The sequence below is a fragment of the Bradyrhizobium sp. USDA 372 genome, from assembly GCF_053629095.1.
In genome coordinates this window covers 6,952,628-6,977,666 of record NZ_JBRJHR010000001.1, presented here as the reverse complement: position 1 = coordinate 6,977,666, position 25,039 = coordinate 6,952,628, and the positions used below count along the sequence as shown (strand labels likewise).

General features: G+C 65.0%; 24 protein-coding genes. 10 read left to right on the top strand and 14 right to left on the bottom strand.

Annotated features, from left to right (window positions below):
* Positions 1–2: 2 nt before the first annotated feature.
* From AB7M16_RS32575 to AB7M16_RS32540, 8 genes are all read right to left on the bottom strand, one after another.
* Complete coding sequence (locus AB7M16_RS32575; protein WP_212256915.1) at positions 3–1,985, bottom strand: heme lyase CcmF/NrfE family subunit; 1,983 nt, start codon at positions 1,983–1,985, stop codon at positions 3–5.
* Positions 1,982–2,515 (bottom strand): cytochrome c maturation protein CcmE, encoded by a 534-nt coding sequence (gene ccmE, locus AB7M16_RS32570; protein ID WP_453946472.1) that lies wholly within the window; start codon positions 2,513–2,515, stop codon positions 1,982–1,984. Before ccmE ends, AB7M16_RS32575 begins: the two co-directional genes overlap by 4 nt.
* 37 nt (positions 2,516–2,552) lie before the next feature.
* Entirely contained in the window at positions 2,553–3,659 is a 1,107-nt protein-coding gene (gene ccmI, locus AB7M16_RS32565) for a c-type cytochrome biogenesis protein CcmI (protein ID WP_172784243.1), read from the bottom strand.
* A gap of 132 nt (positions 3,660–3,791) precedes the next feature.
* Positions 3,792–4,061 (bottom strand): hypothetical protein, encoded by a 270-nt coding sequence (locus AB7M16_RS32560; protein WP_172784242.1) that lies wholly within the window; start codon positions 4,059–4,061, stop codon positions 3,792–3,794.
* A gap of 100 nt (positions 4,062–4,161) precedes the next feature.
* Positions 4,162–5,562 carry a hypothetical protein gene (locus AB7M16_RS32555; RefSeq protein WP_260382944.1) on the bottom strand — a complete coding sequence of 467 codons (1,401 nt, stop codon included), beginning with the start codon at positions 5,560–5,562 and terminating at the stop codon, positions 4,162–4,164.
* Positions 5,563–5,722: 160 nt separating this feature from the next.
* Positions 5,723–7,099, bottom strand: a complete 1,377-nt coding sequence (locus AB7M16_RS32550) for a sensor histidine kinase (RefSeq protein WP_212256918.1) — start codon at positions 7,097–7,099, stop codon at positions 5,723–5,725.
* A gap of 108 nt (positions 7,100–7,207) precedes the next feature.
* Positions 7,208–7,882 carry a response regulator transcription factor gene (locus AB7M16_RS32545; RefSeq protein WP_036035233.1) on the bottom strand — a complete coding sequence of 225 codons (675 nt, stop codon included), beginning with the start codon at positions 7,880–7,882 and terminating at the stop codon, positions 7,208–7,210.
* 241 nt (positions 7,883–8,123) lie between these two features.
* Positions 8,124–8,279 (bottom strand): hypothetical protein, encoded by a 156-nt coding sequence (locus tag AB7M16_RS32540; protein ID WP_162832009.1) that lies wholly within the window; start codon positions 8,277–8,279, stop codon positions 8,124–8,126.
* A 231-nt stretch (positions 8,280–8,510) separates the two neighbouring features.
* Between AB7M16_RS32540 and ku the strand changes: the two genes are divergently transcribed.
* From ku to AB7M16_RS32520, 4 genes are all read left to right on the top strand, one after another.
* On the top strand, positions 8,511–9,503 hold the full coding sequence (gene ku, locus AB7M16_RS32535) for a non-homologous end joining protein Ku (RefSeq protein WP_439363708.1): 993 nt from the start codon (positions 8,511–8,513) through the stop codon (positions 9,501–9,503).
* 59 nt (positions 9,504–9,562) lie between these two features.
* Positions 9,563–9,799, top strand: a complete 237-nt coding sequence (locus AB7M16_RS32530; protein ID WP_172784238.1) for a hypothetical protein — start codon at positions 9,563–9,565, stop codon at positions 9,797–9,799.
* Between the two features lie 271 nt (positions 9,800–10,070).
* On the top strand, positions 10,071–10,235 hold the full coding sequence (locus tag AB7M16_RS32525) for a Flp family type IVb pilin (RefSeq protein WP_172784237.1): 165 nt from the start codon (positions 10,071–10,073) through the stop codon (positions 10,233–10,235).
* A gap of 228 nt (positions 10,236–10,463) precedes the next feature.
* Positions 10,464–10,880: a hypothetical protein gene (locus tag AB7M16_RS32520; RefSeq protein ID WP_453946471.1), complete on the top strand. Its 417-nt coding sequence runs from the start codon at positions 10,464–10,466 to the stop codon at positions 10,878–10,880.
* 255 nt (positions 10,881–11,135) lie between these two features.
* Here AB7M16_RS32520 and AB7M16_RS32515 read toward each other — a convergent pair whose 3' ends face one another.
* From AB7M16_RS32515 to AB7M16_RS32490, 6 genes are all read right to left on the bottom strand, one after another.
* The gene (locus tag AB7M16_RS32515; protein WP_172784235.1) at positions 11,136–11,441 is read right to left on the bottom strand and encodes a putative quinol monooxygenase; all 306 of its coding nucleotides are present in this window, start codon (positions 11,439–11,441) and stop codon (positions 11,136–11,138) included.
* Positions 11,442–11,518: 77 nt separating this feature from the next.
* On the bottom strand, positions 11,519–12,208 hold the full coding sequence (locus AB7M16_RS32510; RefSeq protein WP_260382941.1) for a type 1 glutamine amidotransferase domain-containing protein: 690 nt from the start codon (positions 12,206–12,208) through the stop codon (positions 11,519–11,521).
* Positions 12,209–12,268: 60 nt separating this feature from the next.
* The gene (locus tag AB7M16_RS32505) at positions 12,269–12,901 is read right to left on the bottom strand and encodes a hypothetical protein (protein ID WP_172784233.1); all 633 of its coding nucleotides are present in this window, start codon (positions 12,899–12,901) and stop codon (positions 12,269–12,271) included.
* 8 nt (positions 12,902–12,909) lie between these two features.
* Positions 12,910–15,165: a xanthine dehydrogenase family protein molybdopterin-binding subunit gene (locus AB7M16_RS32500; protein ID WP_453946470.1), complete on the bottom strand. Its 2,256-nt coding sequence runs from the start codon at positions 15,163–15,165 to the stop codon at positions 12,910–12,912.
* Position 15,166: 1 nt separating this feature from the next.
* Positions 15,167–15,631 carry a (2Fe-2S)-binding protein gene (locus AB7M16_RS32495; protein ID WP_453946469.1) on the bottom strand — a complete coding sequence of 155 codons (465 nt, stop codon included), beginning with the start codon at positions 15,629–15,631 and terminating at the stop codon, positions 15,167–15,169.
* A gap of 81 nt (positions 15,632–15,712) precedes the next feature.
* Entirely contained in the window at positions 15,713–16,648 is a 936-nt protein-coding gene (locus tag AB7M16_RS32490; protein ID WP_453946468.1) for a helix-turn-helix domain-containing protein, read from the bottom strand.
* A gap of 331 nt (positions 16,649–16,979) precedes the next feature.
* Between AB7M16_RS32490 and AB7M16_RS32485 the strand changes: the two genes are divergently transcribed.
* From AB7M16_RS32485 to AB7M16_RS32460, 6 genes are all read left to right on the top strand, one after another.
* Positions 16,980–17,735, top strand: coding sequence for an alpha/beta fold hydrolase (locus tag AB7M16_RS32485; protein WP_453946467.1), 756 nt, complete (start codon positions 16,980–16,982; stop codon positions 17,733–17,735).
* 55 nt (positions 17,736–17,790) lie between these two features.
* Positions 17,791–18,804 carry an aldo/keto reductase gene (locus AB7M16_RS32480; protein WP_453946466.1) on the top strand — a complete coding sequence of 338 codons (1,014 nt, stop codon included), beginning with the start codon at positions 17,791–17,793 and terminating at the stop codon, positions 18,802–18,804.
* 94 nt (positions 18,805–18,898) lie between these two features.
* Entirely contained in the window at positions 18,899–19,732 is an 834-nt protein-coding gene (locus AB7M16_RS32475) for a VOC family protein (RefSeq protein ID WP_453946465.1), read from the top strand.
* A 73-nt stretch (positions 19,733–19,805) separates the two neighbouring features.
* Positions 19,806–20,228, top strand: coding sequence for a putative quinol monooxygenase (locus AB7M16_RS32470; RefSeq protein WP_453946464.1), 423 nt, complete (start codon positions 19,806–19,808; stop codon positions 20,226–20,228).
* A 133-nt stretch (positions 20,229–20,361) separates the two neighbouring features.
* The gene (locus AB7M16_RS32465; protein ID WP_453946463.1) at positions 20,362–23,292 is read left to right on the top strand and encodes an ATP-binding protein; all 2,931 of its coding nucleotides are present in this window, start codon (positions 20,362–20,364) and stop codon (positions 23,290–23,292) included.
* Positions 23,198–25,033, top strand: a complete 1,836-nt coding sequence (locus tag AB7M16_RS32460) for a thiamine pyrophosphate-requiring protein (RefSeq protein WP_453946462.1) — start codon at positions 23,198–23,200, stop codon at positions 25,031–25,033. Before AB7M16_RS32465 ends, AB7M16_RS32460 begins: the two co-directional genes overlap by 95 nt.
* The last annotated feature ends 6 nt before the right edge of the window (positions 25,034–25,039 follow it).

The window sequence follows — 25,039 nt, the reverse complement described above, 5'->3', positions numbered from 1 at the left end:
GATCATTCCGCGGGCTGCAGGCGCTGCTTGGCCCGTGCCGGCTTCGGCGCGCCGACCCGCAGGCGGCGGTCGGAGAGCGAGAGCACGCCGCCGAACGCCATCAGCACCGGCCCCCACCAGATCAAGAGGACCAGCGGCTTGTGATAGATGCGCACGGCGATGGCGCCTTCGGCGGTGGCATCGCCGAGCGAGACGTAGAGCTGGCTCGCGCCGCGCGTCAGCAGCGCCGCCTCGGTGGTCGAGGAGCCGCGCGTGGTGAAGCTGCGCTTGGACGGCGTCATCACCGTAACCACCTCGCCATCGCGGCTGATCTTGAACTCGGCGATCATCTCGCGGTAATTCGGGCCCTGGCGTTGAAACAGCCCGTCGAGCTTCAGGTCGTAGCCGGCGACGTGGGCGACGTCGTTCGGCTTCATGGTCGCGATGTATTCGCTGTTCCAGGTGGTCTCGCAGACGATCCCGATCAGCGCGACGCCGAGGCCGGCATGCGCGAATGCGGTGCCCCAGGCCGAGCGTGGCAGGCCGCGCGCCCGGTGCAGCACCGTTGCGAACGGCAGGCGCACCAGGCCGGTCCGTTCGACGAGGTCGGTGACGGCGCCAGCAATGACGAAGACGCCGAGTCCGATCGCGAGCGGCGCCAACGCGCTGCCGCCCCGCACCCAGGCCCAGACGATGGCGACCACGACCAGCCCGGCAACGCCGGCCGCGAGCAGGCGCTGCATCACGCCGAGCAGGTCGCCGCGTTTCCACGCCAGCATCGGCCCGAATGGCACCGCGAGCAGCAGCAGCGCGAACAGCGGCGCGAAGGTGAGATTGTAGAAGGGAGCGCCGACCGACATCTTGAAATCGGCGAGCATCTCCATCGCCAGCGGATAGAGCGTGCCGAACAGTACCACCGCACAGGCCACGGTGAGCAGGAGATTGTTCAGCACCAGCGCGCCCTCGCGCGAGATTGGCGCGAACAGGCCGCCCTGCTTCAGCGAGGTGGCGCGGCCCGCGAACAGCGACAGGCTGCCGCCGATGAACAGGCAGAGGATCAGCAGGATGAACACGCCGCGGGTCGGATCGGTCGCGAAGGCGTGCACCGAGGTGATGACGCCCGAGCGCACCAGGAAGGTGCCGAGCAGCGACAGCGAGAAGGTCAGGATCGAAAGCAGGATGGTCCAGACCTTCAGCGCGTTGCGCTTCTCCATCACCAGCGCCGAATGCAAGAGCGCGGTGCCGGCGAGCCAGGGCATTAGCGAAGCGTTCTCGACCGGATCCCAGAACCACCAGCCGCCCCAGCCGAGTTCGTAATAGGCCCAGTACGAGCCCATGGCGATGCCGAGGGTCAGGAAGATCCAGGCGACCAGCGTCCAGGGCCGCACCCAGCGCGCCCAGGCCGCATCGATCCGGCCCTCCATCAGCGCCGCAATGGCGAATGAGAACGAGATCGAGAAGCCAACATAGCCGAGATAGAGCATCGGCGGATGAACGGCGAGGCCGATGTCCTGAAGCACCGGATTGAGGTCGCGTCCCTCGATCGGCGGGCTGGCGATGCGCAGGAACGGGTTCGACGTCATCAGGATGAAGAGGTAGAAGGCGCTGGCGACCCAGGCCTGTACGGCCAGCACGTGCGCACGCAGCGACAGCGGCAGATTGTTGCCGAAGCCTGCGACCAATCCGCCGAACAGCGCGAGGATCGACACCCACAGCAGCATCGAGCCTTCATGGTTTCCCCACACGCCGGTGATCTTGTAGAGCAGCGGCTTCATGGAGTGGGAATTCTCGTAGACGTTGGCGACCGAGAAATCCGAATACACGTGCAGCATCACCAGCGCCGTGAACGAGGCGCCGACGAACAGCAGCTGCGCCAGCGCGGTCGAGCGCGCCACGTTCATCAGGGCGGCGTCGCCGAGGCGCGCGCCGATCAGCGGCACGATGGACTGGATCAGGGCCAGAGCGAGTGCCAGCACCAGCGCGTAATGTCCGGACTCTGCGATCACCGCACCGCTCCCTGCGGATTGCCCTGCGCGGTCGCCGCGGGCCTGGCACCGGAGGCTTGGGTACCAGAGGCTTGGGTACCAGAGGCTTGGGCGCCGTAATCGTCCTTCCAGTGCCCCTGCTTCTTCAGGGCATCGGCGACGTCCTTGGGCATGTAGGTCTCATCGTGCTTGGCAAGCACGGTATCGGCCTTGAACACGCCGTTGGCGTCGAGCGCGCCTTCGGCGACGACGCCCTGCCCTTCGCGGAACAGGTCGGGCAGAATGCCCTTGTAGGCGACCGGCAGCTTGGCGTTGCCGTCGGCGACCTCGAACGTCACTGCGAGATTGTCGCCGCGCCGGAGCGAGCCGGGCTGCACCAGGCCGCCAAGGCGAAACCGCTTGCCGGCCTCGACATGCTTCTCGGCGACCATGGTCGGGGTCGAGAAGAACACGATGGAGTCGCGCAGCGCGTTGAGCACCAGCGCGGCCGCGAGCGCGAGCACGGCGAGCGATCCGCCGATGATGGTCATACGTCGCTGCTTGCGCGTCATGGCGTATCCGTTCTCCGCATCTCTCGTCCCGAAATCGTCATCCGCCGATCCCGAGAGTCCTCAGGCCTTCGTTGAGCTGGCGCAGCCGCTCGGCGTTGCTGGCAACCGCCTGCCGGGCATCGACTGACGCCCCCATTGCCTTGTCCCGCTCGCCCATCACCAGATAGGCGCGCACCAGACGCAGCCAGCCTTCGACATCGTCGCCGTTCTGCTTCAGCCGCGTCGCCAGACGATCGACCATGCCGCGCACCATGGCATTGCGATCGACTTCGGCCATGTCCTTGGAGGCAGCAACCGTCTCGTCGGACAGCGCGGGCATCGTGCCGCCCCCACCGACTCGCGCCAGCGAGGACTGCACCAGGGCACGCCACGGTGCGTCCGCAGGCGCTTTCGCAAGCAGCGCGCGCCAGATATTGGCCGCATCCTCCTTGCGCCCATCCTGCTCGGCGGCAAGACCCAGGAAATAATTCGCCTTGGGGTCGTCGGCGTTCAAGCCGCGTGCGCGCTCGAATTCGGCCTTGGCCTCCGCGGTCACCACGCCGCCGGCGGCGGCCGATATCGCTTCGCCGAGATCGGACCGGCGCTCCGCGCTCTCGCCATTGTAGGTGAGCGAGTTGCGATAGGCGCGCACCGCGTCGTCGAAGCGGCCGAGCCGCTCCAGAACCGGCGCGAGCACGTTCCAGCCGCGACCGTCCGTCGGATTCTTTTCCAGATGCTGCTCGACCTGCACGACGAGGTTCTCGAGCGACTGCGCCATGCCGGACCCTCGCTCCCGCTGCGCGAGGGGGAAGTCCTGCAGCCGGGGGGAGCCGAGCGGCATGTAGACGCCGATCGCAACGAGCGGCAGGCCGGCAAGCGCCAGCACGGCCGCCGCGCGGCGCCATTTGAGGTTCGACATCGGCGCCGTTGCCGGCTCGCTGGCCGCCGCCGCAAGCAGCCTGCGGCTGATCTCGACGCGCGCAGCCTCGGCTTCGGGCGCCAAGATCAACCCTGCGGCCAGATCACGCTCGATCTCAGCCAGCTGGTCCTTGTAGACCGCGACCTCGCTGCCCTGATCTTGCGCGCGGCTGGTGCGGCCAAGCGGCCAGAGCACGGCGAAAATCGCCGCGACCGTCATCAGCGCGAACACGAACCATAGCGTCATCTGGCAAGCTTCCGGCGGCGCCCGAACCGCGCCTATAGGTGCCTTTACACCACGGCCGGAGGATGCGGCAATTGACAATTGTCAATTCGGCGCGACCCGCACGTCGTCCCGAAAGGGTGAAAATCCAACGGCTTAGCCGATCTCGAAGTCGACACTTTGGGCGGCGTGCTCGCCGTGCCCGTCGAAGGCCTTCAGGAAGTATGTTCCCGGCTTGATCGCATCGGGCAATCTGATGCGCAGCGCTCCGACCGGAACCCTCGATGCAACCCTCGTGATGGTCTCAGGCAGCTGCCGATCGCTGGCCTTCTCGACCAGCACCACCTTGGCCCCAACCATCAGCCTTTGATACTTGGCCACGATGACGCGGTTCTCAATTTCGATCGAGCTGATAACGGGTTTCATGCGCCCACAGATAGAAATTCCCCGGACTTGCGGCGGGAGCGTAGGGCGCGCCACATGTGTCGTCAACCTCAAATTGTGATCAAAAAAAGATGCGCGCTGATCAACCCGCGCGCGACGATTTGCGCTCGCCCGTGAGTGCGTTTTCCGCGGCCCGGCTCATCAACGAGGCATAGTCGTCGCCGAACAGCACCTGGCAGAAGCGGATCGCGGCCTGCACCTGCTGCTGCCGATAGGTGCGGACCTTGTGATCGGCGGCGCGCAGCGACTGCACCAACTGCTCGGTCGAGCGTTCCACATATTGCTGGAGATCGGAATAGGTGCGCAGCGTCACCTCATTGATCGCAAGCTCGCTCGCATAGTTGCGGCAAGTCGCGACGAAATCGATCAGCGCCACCGTCTCCTCGACTTCGGTGCTGTCGATCCGCGCGCCCGGCGGAATGTCCTTTTCGGGACGCTGGCGCAGGATGCGGCGGACGCGGCCGGGCACGCTGTCGATCTCGGATTGCAGCGCATTGGAGATGTCGGCCCGGATCGAGGTCAATTGCTTGCCCCAGGCGGAATCGTTGCGCAGGTCGAGCTCGGTGCGGAGGCCGCGCACGCCGTCGTGCAGCGTCTTGAGATTGCCGGCGACATTGTCGAAATGGCCGCGCTTGATGTCCATGCGCAGGATCGCGGCAACGCAGGACAGATCATGCAAGGCCATCGTGACGGCGATACCGTAGGGCGTCGCCGCGACGCGGATCTCGTCGTCGGATGCCGCTATCTTGACCGCAAGGCGGATGATCTGCCAGGGCGCGGTCATGCGCTGCACGACGATCGACAAGGCGAAAGGCAGCATCTGCGGCGTCTGAAGCGCCGGAATGTTGAGCGCCGACGTCACCGAGGCGATCTGGGAATCCCCAAAGGCCCGCAAGGTGCGCGGCAATTTCTCGTTCAACGTCGCGATGGCGTCCCGGACCTGGAGCACCGCACCGATCGAATAGAGATCCTCGATCACGTTGGGCGGGCCGACCCGGGCAAGCGCCCGCGACTTGTCGCCGCCGCCCGGCCCCGTCAGCTCGAAGATGGCATCCGCCGCCACGGCCTGAAGCTTCTGCGCCAGGGCCTCGACCTGCCCTGCACTGTCCGCCGGCATGCGCGCCAGCGCCGCCTCGAACTCGTTCACCTTGGCCGGTGCGCCGTCTCGGCCAAGCCACTGCCAGATCGGCTGCAGCGAGGAGCGGCGAATCTGCCCGGCCCTGACAGGAGTGCCCGCCTCGACCAGGAACGGCTCCAACACCTGGAACAACAGCCGCGACAGATCGTCCGTACGCGGCGGCAAAGCCTCCTCGGCCTCGCTCTTGCGGACGATCTTGCGCAGCTGCTCGAGCACGAGGGTGGCCACCGCCGTGTCCTGGCCGCGCTCCAGCGCACGCTCGAACTCCCGCATCAGCAGCGCCTGCGACTGCGGCGGGAGCTGCGCGAGATATTCCCTCAGCCGCTCGATCGATGTCTGGCTCATGCGCCCGGGTAATGCACGGTAAAATGGCGGACATGGGATGGGTCCGGCACGATCATAGGAGGTCCCCACTTAAGAAGCCGTTTAGGAAGCCGCCTCGAATGCCCCCGCTTTTCCCTGGAGGAGCGTCGGCCATGCCGGAAACTGTCGTCGAAACAAGGGATTATAGGCCCGGAAGAACCAGCTCGGCGCGCAGGCCCCCGGTCGGCGCGCTGCCGAGCGAAAGGCTGCCGCCATAGAGGGCGGCGAGGTCGGTCACGATTGACAGTCCCAGCCCCGACCCCGGCTTGGATTCGTCGAGGCGCTGCCCGCGCCGGGCGACCTGGGCGCGCTCCGCTTCCGACAGGCCGCGGCCGTCGTCATCGACGATGACCCGCAAACGCGGGCCGGCGCCGGCCTTGGGGGGCGGCTCGACGAGGACCTCGATGAAGACGCGCGAGGCCGCCCATTTGCAGGCGTTGTCGACGAGATTGCCGACCATCTCCTCCAGATCCTGCCGCTCGCCCCGGAACCTGGCGGACGGATCGGCCTTGGCTTCGACCACGATGCCGCGGTCGCGATGGATCTTCTCCATGGTCCGCCGCAGCGCCTCGATGGCGGGCGCCACCTCCGTCACGGTCGCAACCACCGAGACCCGTGCCGCGATGCGGGCGCGCTCCAGATGATGGGCGACCTGGTCGCGCATCACATCCGCCTGCTCCATCACCTTCTCCGCGAATGGATCGGCCGCATGCGCGCTGGCTTCGTTGACGATCACCGAGAGCGGCGTCTTGATCGCATGAGCGAGATTGCCGACATGGGTGCGCGCGCGCTCGACGATCTCGCGATTGGCGTCGATCAGCGCGTTGGTCTCGCGCGCGAGCGGCGCGATCTCGACCGGGAATTCACCCTCGAGCCGTTCCGCCCGCCCGGAGCGGATGTCGGCGATCGATTCCGAGATGCGCTTGAGCGGCGCGAGGCCGAAGCGGACCTGGAACACGGTCGTCAGCAGCAGCACGATGCCGAGCGCGGTGAAGGTGCCGCCGAGGTAGTAGTCGAAGCTGCGCGTCTCGTCGAAGATCTCGGTGTCGTCCCCGGCGACGCTGACCAGAAATTTGCCGTCGGCGCCGAGATCGACCGGCCGTTCCACCATGCGCAGATTTTGCCCTTCCGGCCCGTCGACGTAAGCGAGGCGGATGCCGGCAGCGGTGAGCTCGGCGCCCTGCTCTTCCAGCTTCGGCAGCTTCTTGTCCCAGAGCGAGCGCGAGGAGCGCACTTCCGGCTTTTCGGTGTCGGTGCGGGTGATCTGCCAGTACCAGCCGGACAGCGGCAGCTCGAACAGCGGCTCGCCGAGCGACTGGAACTGGCGGTCCGGCGGCTCGTCGGGGGTGGCGACCTCGGCGATGAGGGTGCGCAGATAGAGATTGAGCCGGCGGTCGAAGGCGCGCTCGGTGGCGTTCTTGTAGACCGACGACAGCACGATTCCTGTGATGGCCAGGATCACCACGAGCCAGGCGGTCGCCGACAGGAACAGTCGGTTCGCAAGCGAGCTAGCGGCCATCGGAATGATCCCGGTCGGCGCAGGATGGCAGGTGGTTGGACGTCATGACCGGACCAAGGGCCCTGTTCGGCCTCCCGTCAAGCCAAGATACTTAAAGGCCGGAACGCCTCAAGCGCCCGGCGCCGGCGGCGGGGTCAGGAGATAACCGAGGCCGCGGACGGTCTGGATGATGTCGACGTCGAGCTTCTTGCGGATGCGGCCGACGAAGACTTCGATGGTGTTGGAGTCGCGGTCGAAATCCTGGTCGTAGAGATGCTCGACGAGCTCGGTGCGCGAGACCACCCGCCCGGAATGATGCATCAGGTAGGCCAGAAGCCGATATTCGTGCGAGGTCATCTTGACGGGATTGCCCGACACGCTGACCCGGCCGGTCCGGGTGTCGAGCGTAACCGGGCCGCAGGTCAATTCGCTCTGGGCATGGCCGGTGGAGCGGCGCAGCAGGGCGCGGATGCGCGCCAGCACCTCCTCCAGATGGAACGGTTTTGCCACGTAATCGTCGGCGCCGGCATCGAAGCCCTGCACCTTGTCGCTCCAGCGGTCGCGTGCGGTGAGGATCAGGACCGGCATGGTGCGGCCGTTGCGGCGCCAGGCCTCCAGCACCGAGATGCCGTCCTTCTTGGGCAGGCCGATATCGAGCACCACGGCGTCATACGGCTCGTTGTCGCCCAGATAGTGCCCCTCCTCCCCGTCGAAGGCCCGATCGACGACATAGCCGGCGTCGGTCAGCGCCTTGGTGAGCTGGCGATTGAGATCGGGGTCGTCCTCAACAACGAGCAGGCGCACGCTTCTCTCCAAAAATGGGCTGCCAGAACAGGCGAGTTGAACACCGCCAGAGATGAGCAATTCCGGCGTGAACCGAATATGAACGCGGGGAACCGGCCGACGTTACTTTTTGGTCATATACGACCTGCCGCGCGTAAATGCGACTGCGCCCACCATGCCGCCGGAGGAGCCGGCGGCATGGTGGGCGCAAGGTGCCGCATCGCGCGGCGAGCCGGAAGGTGCCGGCGTGCCTTGCCGGCCGTCAGGTCCGGAAGAACACGAACCAGACGACGGCGAGGATCAGGATCGCAAGCCCGGTCGAGATGGCGAGCAGCGCCGCCACCGAAGGCCCAGGCTCGCCCTGGCGCGCCTCGGTCGGAGTTTCGACGATCCGGTTCTGCTCTCGCGTGGTTGCCATGGTGACCTCAATCTGTGGCTGTCGCGTCGGATGGCCGCGACCTCCTCGCGGCGATGAACTGCCGGGGGCAACGCGTCATCTCGGGCGATGTTCCGGGCCATGGGCCCGCCAGACGACGCGGTGCAGGCGACGATTAACGCCGTTGCAAGATTCCGCGTCGGCGCTTGCTATGATTCGCAACTGGGCGATGGTATCTTCAGGGCTTGTCCTCTGTTGCGTCTGGAGTAGCCCATGGCCCCCCGCGCCAATTGGAAGGGTTTTCTGCGTCTGTCGCTCGTGACCTGCCCGGTCGCGCTCTATCCGGCCACTTCGGATACCGAGAAGGTCTCGTTCAACCAGATCAACCGCAAGACCGGCCACCGCATCAAGTACCTCAAGGTCGACGCCGAGACCGGCGACGAGGTGACTTCCGAGGACATCGTCAAGGGCTACAAGGTCGACACCGACACGTACATCGAGGTCAGCAAGGACGAGCTGGACGACATCGCGCTCGACTCCACCCACACGATCGAGATCGACGAGTTCGTGCCCAAGGCCGACATCGACAACCGCTATCTGATCCGCCCCTACTACCTCGTGCCGGACGGCAAGGTCGGCCACGACGCCTATGCCGTGATCCGTGAGACCATCCGCAGCATGGACAAGGTCGCGATCGGCCGCGTGGTGCTGACCAACCGCGAGCACATCATCGCGCTGGAGCCGCTCGAGAACGGGCTGATGGGCACGCTGCTGCGCTACCCCTACGAGGTCCGCAGCGAGAAGGAATATTTCGACGACATCCAGGACGTGAAGCTGACGCGGGACATGCTCGACCTTGCCAAGCACATCGTCGAGAAGAAGTCCGGCGCGTTCGAGCCCGAGCTGTTCGAGGATCATTACGAGACCGCTCTGATCGATCTCATCAACAAGAAGCGCAGCGGCATGCCGATCACCGCCAAGGCCGCACCGAAGACCGGCGGCAACGTCATCAGCCTGATGGACGCGCTGAAGAAGAGCATCGCGAGCGAGAAGGAGGCTGCTCCCGCGGCGAAGGTCGCCAGGGACACGGCCAAGGAAAGCGCCAAGGCCAAGAAGCCGAAGAAGCGCGTCGAGGGCCAGCGCGAGATGCTTCTGCCGATCGCTGGCAAGGGCGGCAAGGACGCCGCGGCCAAGGCTGCGACCAACCCGAAGAAGGCCGCCGACAAGCCGGTGCGCGCCCCCGCGCGGGCAAAGAAGGCCGGCTAACAGCATCACACCCCGCGATCGCGCCGTGATGTCTCTCCTCGCCGATCGGCCGGTCTGACATGCCCTGGTCGACGGCGTTCGACGATCCCGTTCGCGTGAGCAACAAGCGCAAGCTGCTCACGCTTCAAGAGGCCGCCGACTACATCATGCAGCTGCCCGAGGACGCCCAGCACGAGGCGCATTGGCAGACCGCGATCGAGACCTTGATCAATGCGGCCGAGACCGGCGGCGGCTGGGTGATGTTCGCGCGCATCGCGATGTTGCGGGCGCTGAATGCGGACGGCCGGCGCGGATGAGCGCGATCGAGATGTCCTTGCCTGTTCGTTGACGAACAGGCTCAACAATCGGTTAAGGGCCACAGCACGGAGGGCAATGCCCGCGCCGGGCGGCCGATTTGACTTCATTTGGACGGAACTACGGAACCTTAATTTAATGAATGCCGTCGTAGGAGATAAGGTGCGATCGCCCTCGCTCGATCCATTTGGCGCGCACGAAGACTTATTCGATCGATTTGCAAGTCCGATAACGACGCGACCTTCCATCGGATCGGATGAACAGGAGTTGGCAATGCGTCTGGTTAGGTCCTTTCTTGCCGATGAGAATGCCGCGACCGCAATCGAGTACGGTCTGATCGCCGCAGGGATCGCTCTGGCAATCGTGACCATCGTCAACAGCACGGGCGCTGCGCTGCTCAACAACAAGTTCAACTCGGTCAGCACGGCGATGAAGTAACCGCCGGCCAACGGCCTGCGCAGCGGCTGGCCCGTGCCCGCCGGACTTGCGGGCCATGATCTGGGCCAACAGCATCTGTTCCTGGTTCACGACAACACCCCGGATTGCGCTTCGCTCCATCCAGGCTACGGCGCTTTGACGGCCCTCTGAGTGCTGATATTCTTCGGCGGAGCGGGCTCGACGAGCCGTGCCGTCAATCGATCAACCAGCGCTGCCGAGAGGATGCGGATGAGAAACGTGACGCTCCTGGCTCTCGGCCTCATGTTTGTCGTCGCGTGGTCGCACGACAGCGCGCGAGGCCAGACTTCGGCCGCGCCGCCGGTTTCGCTTGCTCCGCCCGATGCATCGCCGCCACGCCCGGGTGCCGCCAAGCCTGCGCGGGTGACGACGAACAGAGCTCCGCCGGCGGCGTCCAGCAGAGAGCCTTCCGTGATTGGCGGGCCTCAACCGATGCCGAATCCGGCCGCCGACTACGATGGCTTCAGCGTCGGCACCGTCGATGACGTTAACACGGCGAGCCGCGTGGCGCCGCCTGCGCGTTCACGCGCAGCAAGGGACGCCGGGTCCAATCCAGATGCAAATGGCCTCGATCAGGAAGATGAGGCGTTGAAGCGAAAGCTGATGATCTGCCAGAACTGCAAATAGCAGGGCAATCGCATATGACTTGTGGCGGCGGTCTGCGCGCACGCCTCGTCCTTCGAGACGGCGCTTGCGCGCCTCCTCAGGATGAGGCGAATCAGCATGAGTGCTCGTTGAACCTGCTGCCGCGCACTCCGCCCTCGTCCTGAGGAGCCCGCCTAAAGCGGGCGTCTCGAAGGATGGCAGCGGGGAAAAATTCCCAAAAGCGATAGCCCTACTGCAAATAGGGATGCGGCTACTTCGAAGGTTCGCCGACGCCGTTCACCTGTCTCCAACCTCGAGCGCTTCCAAGACCACGGCCGTCCGATCAGCCAGCTCGGGAATTTTGGCCAGGTAGGCCTGGTAATGCGGCGAGGCTCGGTGAGCTTCGACGGCCGCAACGTCGCGGTACAGCTCGTCGAGAACGTAGCGATCTTCGTTCGATATGTCGCGCCAGACATCCCAACGCAGGTTGCCGGGCTCAGCCCTGGAAGGCGGTGCCATGCCGACAAGCAATGCGCTGAGTTCAGCGGACTTGCCCGGGCGAGCAACCAGGATAGCGGTGATCTTGGATGGCGATTGCGTCATTCGATGGCTCCCCATGAGAGGGTAAGCGCGGCTTCAGATGCGGGCCCATCCCTCTCGAATTCCACACTTGCGAATCTTCAAATCTTCGCGGCGCTGCTCCTATCCTTGAGGGCGGCCAGCAACTCTATTCCCAGCGCTCCGGCCGACGCGGGGTTCTGCCCCGTGATGAGCCGGCCATCGACGACGACGTGAGGTTGCCAGTTGGCTGCGGACGAGTACTCGGCACCCTCTGCCCTCAACGCGTCCTCAAGCTCGTAAGGCACGTCATCGCGGGCGTAGTCGTACTCTTCCTTCTTCGAGAAGGACGTGAGCTTCTTGCCGCGCACGAAAGGGACGCCATCGCCAAGGTCAACGCCAAGCAGCGCGCACGGTCCGTGACAGACAGCGGCGACGAGCTTGCCAGTGCTCCAGGCACGCACGATGGCACTCTGGACCGCAGCATTGCGCTGGATGTCCACCATGGGCCCAAGACCGCCGGGCACCAGGATGGCGTCGTAGTCCGCGGCGTCCACCTCGGACAATTTGCGACTGTGATTCAAGCGGCGAAAGGCTTTGCTCGCGAGAAACTCCTTCTGAGCGGCATCTTTCTCGTCGTACGCATCGTAAGGCGTCCACCCCCCGGCCGGGGACGCGAACTCCACTGCGACCCCAGCCTTGTCGAGCACCTCGAAAGGATGGGCGACCTCGGCGAAAAAGAAGCCGGTCTTGCGACTATGCGGACCGATCACGGCTGCGTTGGTGACAATGAAGAGGACATGCTGGGTCACGGTTTTCTCCTTTCGATGACGCTGTGTGTGTGATCGCGCTTCCGCGACGCGGAGAACGCATCAGTTCGGACAGGGCTGCCCGGCCGCGCCCCACAAGGCCATGTCCTTGACATGGTCCTCGAAGGTGCCCGGCGGCGTCGAGCGGCCGGCCCCAGGCGCCCAGCCGCGCGGGATGAAGCCACTCAGCGACGCATCGTGCCGCAAGTGCCCGACGAGACCGGCGGCGTCGCGACCGCCATTGCGCTTGGGATCCTTCAACTGCGCGCAGATCTCGGCACCGCTCTTGCCGAACCAGATGAAAGCCACCGGGGCCAGCTGCCAGTCGATGCCGGCGCGCGGCGGCGACGGCGCCGGCTCGTTCGCCTGGGTGGAGGTCATGTGACAGGTCGAGCACGGAATGGCCTCCGTGCCGATGCGGCTCTCGCCGCCGTGGATGTTCATGCCATGCGGGCGGGGCTTGGTTTCGCCGGCCGGCGTCCAGATCGGGATGGCCTTGGCGTCGACATGGCAATTGGCACACCGTGGATGTGTCACGACGGCCTCAATCCGCTTCCACGCCTCCAGTCCCTCGGCGCGACTGACGCTGCCGGACGGCAGCACGTCCTTGGCGGCCTCGTCCTTGGCCGCGACGATCCCGGTGAGGGCCGCGACGGCCGAAGCTGCCAGGACGAACGCGATCAGAGATCTCTGCATGGCGCGTCTCACACGAAATCGATGAACTTGTTGAAGGGCATTTCACGGATGCGCTTTCCGGTCGCCGCGAAGATCGCGTTGGCGAGCGCAGGCGCGGCCGGTGGCACCGGCGGCTCTCCGACGCCCCTCACCTTCGGATCGTTCTCGAGCCCGCGAACTTCGATGACCGGGCATTGGTAGATCCGCATCGCCTCATGGTGGTTATAGTTGGTCTGCTGCGCCGCGCCTTTTGAATAAGTGAGCTCGCAATTGATGGCGTGGCCCAGTCCCCAGACGACGCCACCCTGCACCTGGTTCTCGAAATTCACGGGATCGACGACCTTGCCGACGTCGACCGCGACCCAGACCTTGTCGATCCTGATGCCGCGGTCCGTCGCCGTCACCTCGACGACCTCGGCGACCGGTGTCCCGAACGACTCGACGAAAGCGACGCCGCGGCCACGGCCGTTCCCGAGCGGTCCCTTCCAGTCCGACATCTGCGCGACGGTCTCCAGCACCTTGCGATAAGGCGGCACGGTGCACATCGCGATGCGCGCCTTCATCGGATCGAGACCCGCCGCATGGATCAATTCGTCGATGAAGCTCTCGGTGAAGAAACCGGATGTCGAAGCGCCGACCGAGCGCCATGTGGTGCTTGGCGACAAGCCCTGCGCCTCGTAGCTGGTGGCCCGGAAATTGGGAATGTCGTAGTAGACGTTCCACAGGCCGGCGGCCAATTGCCCATCCGGATCCTTCGAGGGCGTGCCCGAACGCTCGAGCAGTCCCTTGAGCGGCGCCGTCGAGGCCAGCTGCAGGTCGGCAGCGAGGATCTTGCCCTTGTCGATGCTGCCGCGGTGCCGGGCGATCGCGATCTGCCGCGGAATGTCCTGGAGGAAATCCTCTTCGCGCGAGAACACGAGCTTGATCGGCGTGCCCTTCATCTGATTGGCGATCTCGGCGAGAACGCGGACGTTCTCGTACTCGAGACGGTGGCCAAAGCTTCCGCCGGTCCATTGATTGTGGAAGGTGATCTGTTCCGGCTTGAGGCCGATCGCAGTCGCCGCGACCCATTGCACGAAGCGTGGGCTCTGATGGCCGACCCAGATCTCCATGCCCTCGTCGGTGACGAGGCCGATCCCGTTGAGCGGCTCGAGCGGCTGATGCGCCACATAGGGCGCGCGATATTCGGCTTCGACGAGCCTGCCGGTCTTCAGGCCGGTGTCAATATCGCCGATCTTCCGCCACTCCTTGCCGAGAAACTCGGGCTTGAAGGAGGATTCCAGAACCTTCCAATGGTCGGCCTGCTCGGCGGGATAGGCCGAAGGCGCCCACTCGCAAGCGATGGCGTCGACCGCCCTCATCGCGTACCAGCTGTTCGTGGCGATCACCGCGACGCCGTTCTTGATTTCGAGGATCTTCCTGACCCCCGGCATCGACTGCGCCTTGCTGGCGTCGTACGATTTCAGCGGCTGCCCCTTATTGGGATTCAGCTTGACGGACGCGTACAGCATGCCGTCCGTTTTCAGGTCGATGCCGAACTTCAGCTCGCCCATCACCTTCGCGCGGACGTCGAGCCGCATCATCGGCTTGCCGAGCATGCGCCAGCTGGACGGATCGCGCGGCTGCGCATCGAGCACCGGCGGAATTTTCGATGCCTCCGCCGCGAGTGCGACATAGGCGATCTTGGTCCCATTGGGCAGGATCACATGGCCTGATTGCGTGCGAAGGTCGGCCACCGCGACGCCCGAACGTCTGGCCGCGGCGGCCTTGAGCGTCTCGCGCGCGACCGCACCGGCAACACGCAGCTTTTGATACGTGTCCGGAATCGAGCTCGATCCACCCGTCATTTGCAGGCCGGACTTGCGCAGCCATTCGAGCGTGGACGCGCGCGCTTCCTCCGCAGCCGGGCTTTGGTCCGCGGCCACGAACGGCGCGAACTCGTCGGCGAAGCCCGTGTTGAAATAGGCGGGGCTTGGCTCAGCGAACCGGATTTCGAACTGGCCGGGGTCGAGATCCATCTCCTCGGCGATCATGATCGGCTGCACCGAGCCGACACCCTGGCCGATGTCGGCGTGTTGCGCGATCAGCGTGATCTTGTCGGGGCTGATTTCGACCCATGGATTGAAGGTTACCGAATTCGGGCCGAGGCCGGCGGCCAGCGGATTGCCATCGGCGCTCGTCGCGGCCGCTTCGGCCCGACCATAGGCACCGAAAGCGATGCCGCCGGCGACGACAGCAGAGCCGAAAACGAAAGCCCGACGCGAAAAGGCCTGCATCTGGCCCATCTCACTTCTCCGCCATCTTGTTGGCCGCAGCCGCATGGATTGCCGCACGAATCCGCGGATAGGTGCCGCAGCGGCAGAGATTGCCGGACATCGCCTGATTGATCTGCTCGTCCGTCGGTTTGGGGATCGATGCAAGAAGCGAGATGGCCTGCATGATCTGACCGGTCTGGCAGTAGCCGCATTGCGGCACCTGATGCGCGATCCAGGCCTGCAGGACCGGATTTTGGTCCTTGTTGTGCAGGCCTTCGAGCGTGACGACCGATTTGCCCGCGGCCTCGCCGATATGGGACTGGCAGGACCGCACCGCCTTGCCGTCGACGTGAACGGTGCAGGCACCGCATTGCGCGACCCCGCAGCCGTATTTGGCACTGGTGATGCCGAGCTCGTCACGCAGCACCCACAACAGCGGCATCTCGGGAACGACGTCGACCTGGCGCTTGATCCCGTTCACCGTGAGCTCGATCATATCGATGTGTCCTTCGCCTACCTGGTCGCTGCAACAGCACTGCCCGATGCACGTTGAGCCGTATTCCCGAATCCTGCTGGATCATGCGCAATCCCTGCGAAATGGCTTTTCGACGTAATCGGGTTTCACGTCGGCCTGGCCGCAGCACAATTCGCGATACTGCCCCGGCGTGAGATTTGCGGCCTTGCGGAATACGCGCGTGAAATTGGCCTGCGAGCCGAAACCGAACTCCAGGGCAATCTCGACCAGGGACAGGCGGTCACGGGCGAGCTCCTGTCGCGCGGCGTGGACGCGGCGATCGGTGACGTAACGGTGCGGTGACAGTCCGGTCGCTTCGCGAAACAGCCGGGAGAAATGATAGGGGCTGAGGCAGGCCTGAGCCGCCAGATCCTCGAGCCTGACATCGTTGCCGAGAGAAGCCTCGATATAGTCCAGCACGCGCTGGAGGCGCCGCGGGTCGAGCGCCGGCGACTTGTCGGGCGCGCGCCAACGGTCGATCGTGTAATTGCCCAGAAGATGCGCCGCGAGGGCGACCTGGATCCCCTCGACGAACAGCGCGTCGGTCGGCTGGCGCGGGCGATGGAGCAGATCGCGAAGCGGCGAGCAGATGTGGAAGAGCACCTGGTCCGGCAGGCCGTGGGCGTAGGCGATCTCGACTTTCGCCGGATCGATGTCGAAATCCGCAAGTGCGCTGTGGTCGAGCAACGCCGGCGGCAGATAGAGATGAAGACATTCCATCCGGTCGGAAAGCTCGAGATGGCTCTCCTGCGTCCCTACGGGCACGAGATAACTCATCCCCGGACGTGCGAGGCTTTTCTGGACTTCGCCGTTGCCGGCGCGGCACACCATCCCGCCGCCCGACAGCAGCATGACGAGCTCGGTGCAGATGGGAACGGGCGTTGCCTGACGGCCAGCCTCGAACTTGCGATGCTCGATGCTCAGCCCTGGCCAATCACTGGCCTGCGCGAGCTTCTCGCTGTTCTCGTACTTCTGATCTCCATGCGTCACGAGCGCCATCACGACCTCCGCTTCGTTGCGGCGAATCCCGGCCCCGTATCGCGCGAGCGATCATTCCATCCGGTGGTGAATTGCAGCCCGGTCGCTGCCACGCCGATCGTGAATTACTCACAAGCCTCGTTGGCAGAGTCCAGAGGCGGCGCGGTTAAAAGAGGTAAAAGCCAGGCAAGGCAAAGGCTTGGAGCCAGGCGCGTTCGGCTTCGAAAGCTGATCTCGTCGCACCTCAGCAAGATGCGTACGTCATCGCGCAGGAATCGGAAATACCGCAATGCCGCCGCGCGCTAGAAGGCGCATCAACGGCAATGTCGCCGTATCGAGATCGGAGCCTGTTATGAAGACGCTTATCTTTGCGCTTGCTGCAATGTCGATCGCAACGGCCTCCGCCGCGGTCGCGGCCGAGAGGACCGTCTCCATCGTCCTCGTCCACGGCGCCTTCGTCGACGGATCGGGCTGGAAGGACACCTACGACATTCTCTCGAAAGCGGGCTATGAGGTGCTCGTCGTCCAGCAGCCGACGATCTCGCTTCGTGACGATGTCGCGGAGACCGAGCGCGTGATTGCCAGGGCGCGGCATCCGGTCATTCTCGTCGGGCATTCCTATGGTGGAATGGTCATCACGGAAGCCGGCGACAATCCGAAGGTTCGCAGCCTGGTCTATCTCGCGGCATATGCTCCCGATGTCGGGGAGTCGGTCGCCACGCTGTCGGAAGCACCCGTGCCGCCCGGCGAGCACAAGGGTCCCTTGGTCACCGAGGGCAATTATCTCTTCGTCGAGCGCGATAAATTCCCGACCTCCTTCGCCGCCGGTGTCGACCCGGCCACGACCCGCTTCATGGCTGCGGCGCAATTGCCGTTTGGATTGCAGGCGGTGCAGACCAAGGTCGAGCGCGTGGCCTGGAAGACGAAGCCGACCTATTACATGGTGACGATGGAGGATCACATTATCCCTCCGAGCTTGCTGCGCACCATGGCCAAGCGATCGGGCGCGAAGGTGACGGAGATCAAAAGCAGCCACGCAGTGATGCTGTCGCATCCGCGCGAGGTCGCGGCGTTCATCAGAAGCGCAGATACGTCCGCGACCGACTGAGATCGGCTGCGCCGCACACCGACGGACTTTCCTGCCGCAGACAAGGACTCGCAACATGGCCCTGAAGGATATTCTGCCGGGAAAACTGGGGTTCGGCGCAGCGCCGCTCGGCAACATGTTCCGCGACATCCCGGAGCAAGAAGCACTCGCGACGGTGAATGCGGCCTGGGACGACGGCATCCGCTATTTCGACACCGCGCCGTTCTACGGCGCGGGGCTTGCCGAGATCCGCATCGGCGCCGCGCTCGCCGGCCGGCCGCGAAGCGACTATGTCGTCAGCACCAAGGTCGGAAGATTGATCCTGGACGAGATCGAGGATACCAGCGCCCGCGACCTTGGCGAGAAGGGCGGCGTCTTCCAACACGGGCGTCCGAACAGGATCGTGAACGACTATTCCCGGGACGCGACGCTGCGTTCGATCGAGGACAGCCTGAAGCGGCTCGCGACCTCCCACATCGACGTCGCCTTCGTGCACGACGTTGCGCAGGATTTCTACGGCGACGAGTGGCTCTCGGTGTTCGAAAGCGCCCGCAAGGGCGCCTTCAGAGCGCTCGACCGGCTGCGCGAGGAGGGCGTGATCAAGGCGTGGGGACTCGGTGTCAACCGGGTCGAGCCGATCGAGCTGCTGCTCGCGCTCGACGAGCCGCGCCCCGACGGCTTTCTGCTGGCGGGCCGATACACGCTGCTCGACCACGCAAGGGCGCTGCAGCGGGTGATGCCGGTGGTCGCGGAGCACGAGCTCGCGATCGTCGTCGGCGGACCCTACAGTTCCGGCGCACTCGTTGGCGGCCCGAACTTCGAATATGCGCCGGCGCCTCCCGAAATCCTCCAGAAGGTGGCGCGGATCAAAGCGATCGCAGACCGCTATGGCATCAGCATGAAGGCGGCCGGCCTGCAGTTCGCGCTCGCCCATCCGGTGGTCGCGGCCGTCATTCCCGGTGCGAGCCGCCCGGGCCGCATCGCCGAGGATCGCGCTGCGCTCGAGGAGGCCATCCCGGCGGACTTCTGGCGCGAGCTCCGCGCCGAGGGGCTGGTCAGCCCCGCAGCCCCGCTTCCCGTCGCCGATTGAAAGCCCGAGGGCGCGGCAGGTTTACCCCGGCCGAGCACCGCTCCGGCCGGCAGGACAACGCAGACCAATCCACCGAACGACCAAGGAGAGCGACATGACAGATGAAGCCGTCAACGCCACCGACATGGATCGCCGCGCCCTGCTCCAGACCGCCGGCGCAGCCGTCGTCACGGGCCTCGTCGCCGGCACGGCAATCGACGCACGGGCCGCGACACAGGACGCCGAGCGCGACGAGGCGCCGCTCGGCGCGCGGCTCCAGGGCGTCCAGCATTTCGGGCTGACGGTCCAGAACATGGAACGGGCCTACCAGTTCTACACGGAGGTGCTTGGCGGCACCGAGGTGTTCCGGCACGGCGACTTCCAGGGCGACGGGGTGCAGAACACGCTGCTGGCCGACCAGGAGATCGAGGCGAACGCACGCGGGGTCAATCCGCGAACCATCGGCGTGCCCGACTTGCGAAGCGGAGCACAGCGGCTCGATGTCCGCTTCATCCAGTTCGACAACATGGTGCTGGAGCTGCTGCAATATCGCGAGGCTGATCAGCCCATGGGCAGCGCGAAGAGCTTCGCCGAACCGGTGGAGCACATGAGCCCTGCTTTCCCGCGCATGATGCATATCTGCTTCTATGTTCGCGACGATGTCGACTTCAACAAGTTCATTGCCGATCTCGAAGCGGAATCGGCACGCCGCGGCATGACGCAGGTGAGAGCGAACCGCACGATCCGCGTCATGACGGAAGCGGATCGCAAGGCCGCTCCCCGCAGCAGCAACACGAACCGGGTGACCGCCGAACCCTCGAACGGTTGGGAGCTGATCTATTGCAAGGGACCGGAGGGCGAGCAGCTCGAGTTCGTCAAGGCGCTGGGTCCCGTCAAGAAGCGCTTCAGCGAGGCCTTGGCAAAGCGGCAACAGACCATCGTGCGCTAGACTCTCGTGCGGGGCGGCGGTCAGTGCCTTAGCAGGTCACCCGGCGATACAGTCACATCTCGAGGACTTCACCATGCAAACTCTCGTCCGCAACTCGCTTGCCGCCCTGCTGATCGCCGCCGCTACGGCGCCGGCGACGCTTCCGGCCGTGGCTCAGGAAACGCCGCGCTTGCACTATCAGGAGATCCCGGAGGGTGCATATTCCGTGGTGGCGCAGGTGCGCGCCAAGCCTGGAAAAGAAGACATGCTGCGCGCCGCCACCTTGCCGCTGATCGACCTGGTCCGCAGCGATCCCAAGAACCTGGTCTATTTCCTTCAGGAAGACCGCGCCAAGCCCGGCCACTTCATCTTTTACGAAGTGTTCGCCAGCCAGGCCGATTTCGACGCGCACAACGCGATGCCTTATGTGAAGGATTGGTTCGCCAAGCTTCCGGAACTTGCCGACGGCGGTGTCGAAATCATGCGCATGGCCATGCTTGGCAAGCCCAAGAAATAGCCGAACTGTCCCGCGCGAGCGCTTTGCCGCAATTGCCCTGCGGCAAATCGTACGAATTCGGAACCGCTCTCTTCAAAATTATTGCAGTGCATGATAATTACGGCCGATCGGTTCGATCGATTGGCAATGAGCAATGCGGGCTGCCACGGAGATACGACAACGGGGCACAGACCGGCGGGAGCTCACCTACTGCTTCGGCCCTTTTCGACTCGTTCCCCGCCGCCAGTTGCTTCTTCTCAAAGGGCGCCCCGTCAAGCTGGGTGGACGCGCATTCGAGCTTTTGCAGCTGCTGGTGCAACGCTGCGGCGAGCTGGTCAGCAAGAATGAGCTGATGGCGGCCGCCTGGCCGGGCACCTTCCTCCACGACAGCAATCTCAAGGTCAACATGTGGAGCTTGCGGCGTTCGCTGGGAGATACCCAGATCGAGCCCGTCTACATCGCGACCGTGGCACGCCGCGGATACAAGTTCATCGCGGAGGTGCAGATCAGCATCGGCGAGGTCGAGGACGATCTTGCGCTCGCCGAACCGCTCCCCCCGTCCAGTCCGCCAATGCTGCGCGGCATCGTCGGTCGTGAAGCGGAAATCGACGAAATCACGGGTCTGTTGACCGGGAACAGGCATGTGACTCTGGTTGGCGCAGGAGGAATCGGCAAGACGACGGTTGCCTTGGCTGTAGCCCAGGCATTTTCGCCACAGTGCCGCGACGGCGTGTGCTTCGTCGATCTCGCAACGATCTCCGACCCGACGCTGTTCGGCGCCGCTCTGGTGACGGCCCTCGGCATCAGGGGCAATCCGGACAACAGCCTGGCTGCGGCCATCGACTATCTGAGACCGCGGCAGATGCTGGTCATTCTGGACAATTGCGAGCACGTCCTGCCGGCCACGACGATCTTCGCCGGCAGATTCATGGCTGACACATCGCCGTCGAGGCTGCTTGCGACGAGCCGAGAACCGCTCGGCACCGCCACCGAGCATGTGGTCCGGCTCGGCTCGCTGGTCTCACCAAAACCCGGCCACGCCCTGACCGCCGATCAAGCCGTCAGGTTTCCGGCAGTGCAGCTGTTCGTCAGCCGCGCCGCCGAATGGGCGGACTACCAATTCGTCGACGATGATTGCGAGGCCGTCGCCGCAATCTGCCACTCGCTCGACGGCCTCCCGCTGGCCATCGAATTGGCGGCAGCCCAAATCGGCAGGTTCAATCCTCGCCAATTGGTGGAGTTGCTCGACCAGAATCTGGGTTTTCGTGCCCCCGCCGCCGATGGCGCGCCGCCGCGCCATGAAACGCTGATGGCGACGATCGACTGGAGCTTCAGGCTGCTGTCGCAGCGGGAAGCCAGACTGTTCGGCCTGCTCTCGGTGTTCAGTGACGCGTTCGAGGTTGAGGACGCGGTCTTCGTCGCCGAGGCGGCAGGGCTCACGCCGGTCGACGTCGTCACCGGCCTCGGCAGTCTCGTTGCCAAATCGCTTTTGAGCGCGCAGGCACATGGCGCGAGCCTCCGCTATCGCCTGCTCGACAGCACATGCCGCTACGCGGGCGAGCGGCGCCGGGCCGATCCTGCCTGCGACCAGGCGTTGCGCCGTCATGCGCAACGGGTCCTCACGCTGTTCGAGCAGTCCGAGGAGGAGTGGAAATGGCGCGAGCCGGCCGATTGGACACAGCGCTACCTTGGCCGCATCGCCGATTTGCGCGCCGCTGTTTCATGGGCATTCGGCGAGCATGGCGATCCCGTGCTCGGGATCAGGCTCACGGTTGCGGCGATCACCTTGTGGTCGGAAACGTCGATCCTGTCGGAAGCGCAGGCGCGGTTGGCGGACGCGCTCGCATTGGCCAAGTCCGTCCCGTGCGACGATCTGTCGAAGACAAAACTCGCCTGCGCCCTTGGATGGAGCCTATTCTACGCCCGCAAAATGTCGAACGAGAACGAGATTGCCTGGCTCGATGCCATCCTCTTTGCAAGGCGGGCCGGCAACATCGAATATCAGCAGCGGGCGCTGGTCGGCTTCGGCTTCTACCTGTTGCAGATTGGCGAGGTGCCGCGCGCCACGACTTATCTCGAGGAAGCAACGGAGCTTGCCGACCGCGACCGCGACCTCACGGCAACGTCCGAAGCCGATCGGGCACTCGCCTGGGCCCGCGCTTTTGCCGGCGAGTTGAGCAAGAGCCGCCCGGTTCTCGATCGCCTCGCGGCGACTTATTCGCTGGCAGAGAGCCGTTCGCGCAAGGATGCGAACGAAGTCTACCGGTTCATCACCGTCCGCTTCAACCTGCCTTTCGTGGCGTGGATGCAAGGACAAGCCGACTACGCGGCGAGGCTGGCCAAGGACGCCGTCGACGCCGCTGATCGCAGTGGCCATTGGGTGTCGCAGTCGAACGCACTCGGGCTCGCCGCACTTCCCGTCGCGCTCGAAACCGGCAATCTGGACGCGCTCGCAGGCTACACTGAGCGACTGCGCCGCAACCTTGAACGCGAGCGCATCTCACGCTGGGTTCCGGTCGAGCGCTATTTCTCCGCCTGCCTTCGCGACCTCAGGGGCGATCCACGCGCGGTGGAGGATATTCGAGGTGCGATCGACGAGCTGATCGAGTGCCGGTTCTTGATGCGGATCGGCAGCTATCTTGCGGTCCTCGCCCGCGTCTATCTGAAGCAGGGACAGATTGCCGAAGCGCGCCAGGCCATCACCCGGGCGATCGAGCATCAGGAACGCCAGGGCGAGCGCTGGTGCCGGTCGGAGCTCCAGCGGGTTGACGCCGCGATCCTTCTTCAGGCGGGCGAGCCGCTGCGCGCCGAAAAGCGGCTGCAGCAAGCACTGGCCGAAGCGCGCGCGATCGGCGCGATGACATTCCAGTTGCGGATCGCGGCCGATCTTGCGGCACACTGGATCGCGACCGGCCGCAGATCCAAGGCTGTCCGGCTGCTCTCGCCGATCTATGGCGAGTTCACCGAGGGCTTCGAGACGCCGGATCTGCTTGCGGCCACGCATCTGCTGCAGCGCGTGCGGCCCACCGCGCGCGGCTACGGCGACCATCACAGGATGGAGCCGGTGCACGCTCGCGACGCATAGCTGGCCTACCGCCACGCTCGCCGCGCGCGCTTTACGCTTCCGGAAATTCCTGATCCTCTCTTCGCAACAAGCCGGATCAACCGGCCTTGCCAGGGAGAGAGACGCCATGAAGCTCGGCACCGCCATTGCGGAAATCATGAGGCGCGAGGGCATCGAGATCCTCTGCGGCTATCCGGTCAACCATCTGATCGAGCACGCGGCCAAGGCCGAGATCCGGCCCGTGATGGTGCGGCAGGAGCGCGTCGGCATCCACATGGCGGACGCGATCTCGCGGGTGACGTCGGGGCGCAGCATCGGCGCCTTCTGCATGCAGCACGGGCCGGGCGCGGAGAATGCGATGGGCGGCGTCGCGCAATGCTTCGGCGAATCGGTCCCCGTGCTGGTGCTGCCGATGGGCTATCAGCGCAGGCTGGCGCATATCGAGCCGAACTTCAATTCCAGCGAGGCGATGAAGCCGTTCGCGAAATCGTCCGAGCCGATCGTCCTCGCGACCGAAGTCGCCAACATCTTCCGCCGCGCCTTCACCAAGCTGAAGAACGGCCGCGGCGGACCCGTGATCGTCGAGATCCCCTCGGACATGTGGAACGAGGAGGTGCCGGAGCCGCTGAACTACACGCCGGTGCTGCGCACCCGCTACGGCGCCGACCCCGTTCACGTCAAGGACGCCGCCGGCCTGCTGGTGAATGCAAAACGGCCGGTGATCTATGCCGGCCAGGGCGTGCATTATGCGCAGGCCTGGCCGCAGCTGAAACGGCTCGCCGAGCGGCTGGCGATCCCCGTCACCACCAGCTTGGGGGGCAAATCATCGTTTCCGGAGACGCATCCGCTGTCGCTCGGCTCCGGCGGCCTCGCAGTGCCGCGCGCGGTGCCGAAGTTTCTGGCCGAGGCCGACGTCATCTTCGGCATCGGCTGCTCCTTCACCGAGACCAATTTCGGCATCGCGATGCCGAAGGGCAAGACCATCATTCATTCGACGCTCGATCCCAATCATCTCAACAAGGATGTGGAAGCGAAGATCGGTCTGGTCGGCGACGCCGGCCTCGTGCTCGACGCGCTGCTGGAGGAGATCGGCAAGACCGTCACCGCGGATCGCGATGCATCGGCGATCGCGGCCGAGATCGCGGCCTCGCACAAGGAATGGTTGGCGAAATGGATGCCGAAGCTGACCAGCAATGACGCGCCGCTCAGCCCCTATCGCGTGCTGTGGGACTTGCAGCACACCGTGGATATCGAGAATACGATCATCACCCACGATGCCGGCAGTCCGCGCGACCAGCTCTCGCCGTTCTGGAAAGCAGTAAAACCCCTCACCTATCTCGGCTGGGGCAAGACGACGCAGCTCGGCTACGGCCTGGGTCTTGCGATGGGCGCCAAGCTGGCAAGGCCCGACAAGCTCTGCATCAACGTCTGGGGCGATGCTGCGATCGGCTTCACCGGCATGGATTTCGAGACCGCGGTGCGCGAGCGCATCCCGATCATGTCGATCCTGCTCAACAATTTCTCGATGGCGATCGAGCTGAAGGTGATGCCGATCTCGACCGAAAAATATCGCTCGACCGACATCTCCGGCGACTACGCCGCGATGGCACGCGCCTTCGGCGGCCATGGCGAGCGGGTGACGCGGCCGGAGGACATCGTGCCCGCGATCAAGCGCGGCATCCAGAAGACAAGGGAGGGCGTCCCGGTGCTGCTGGAGTTCATCACAGCCAAGGAGACCGAGGTGTCGCGGCCGGGGACGTGAGGCGGG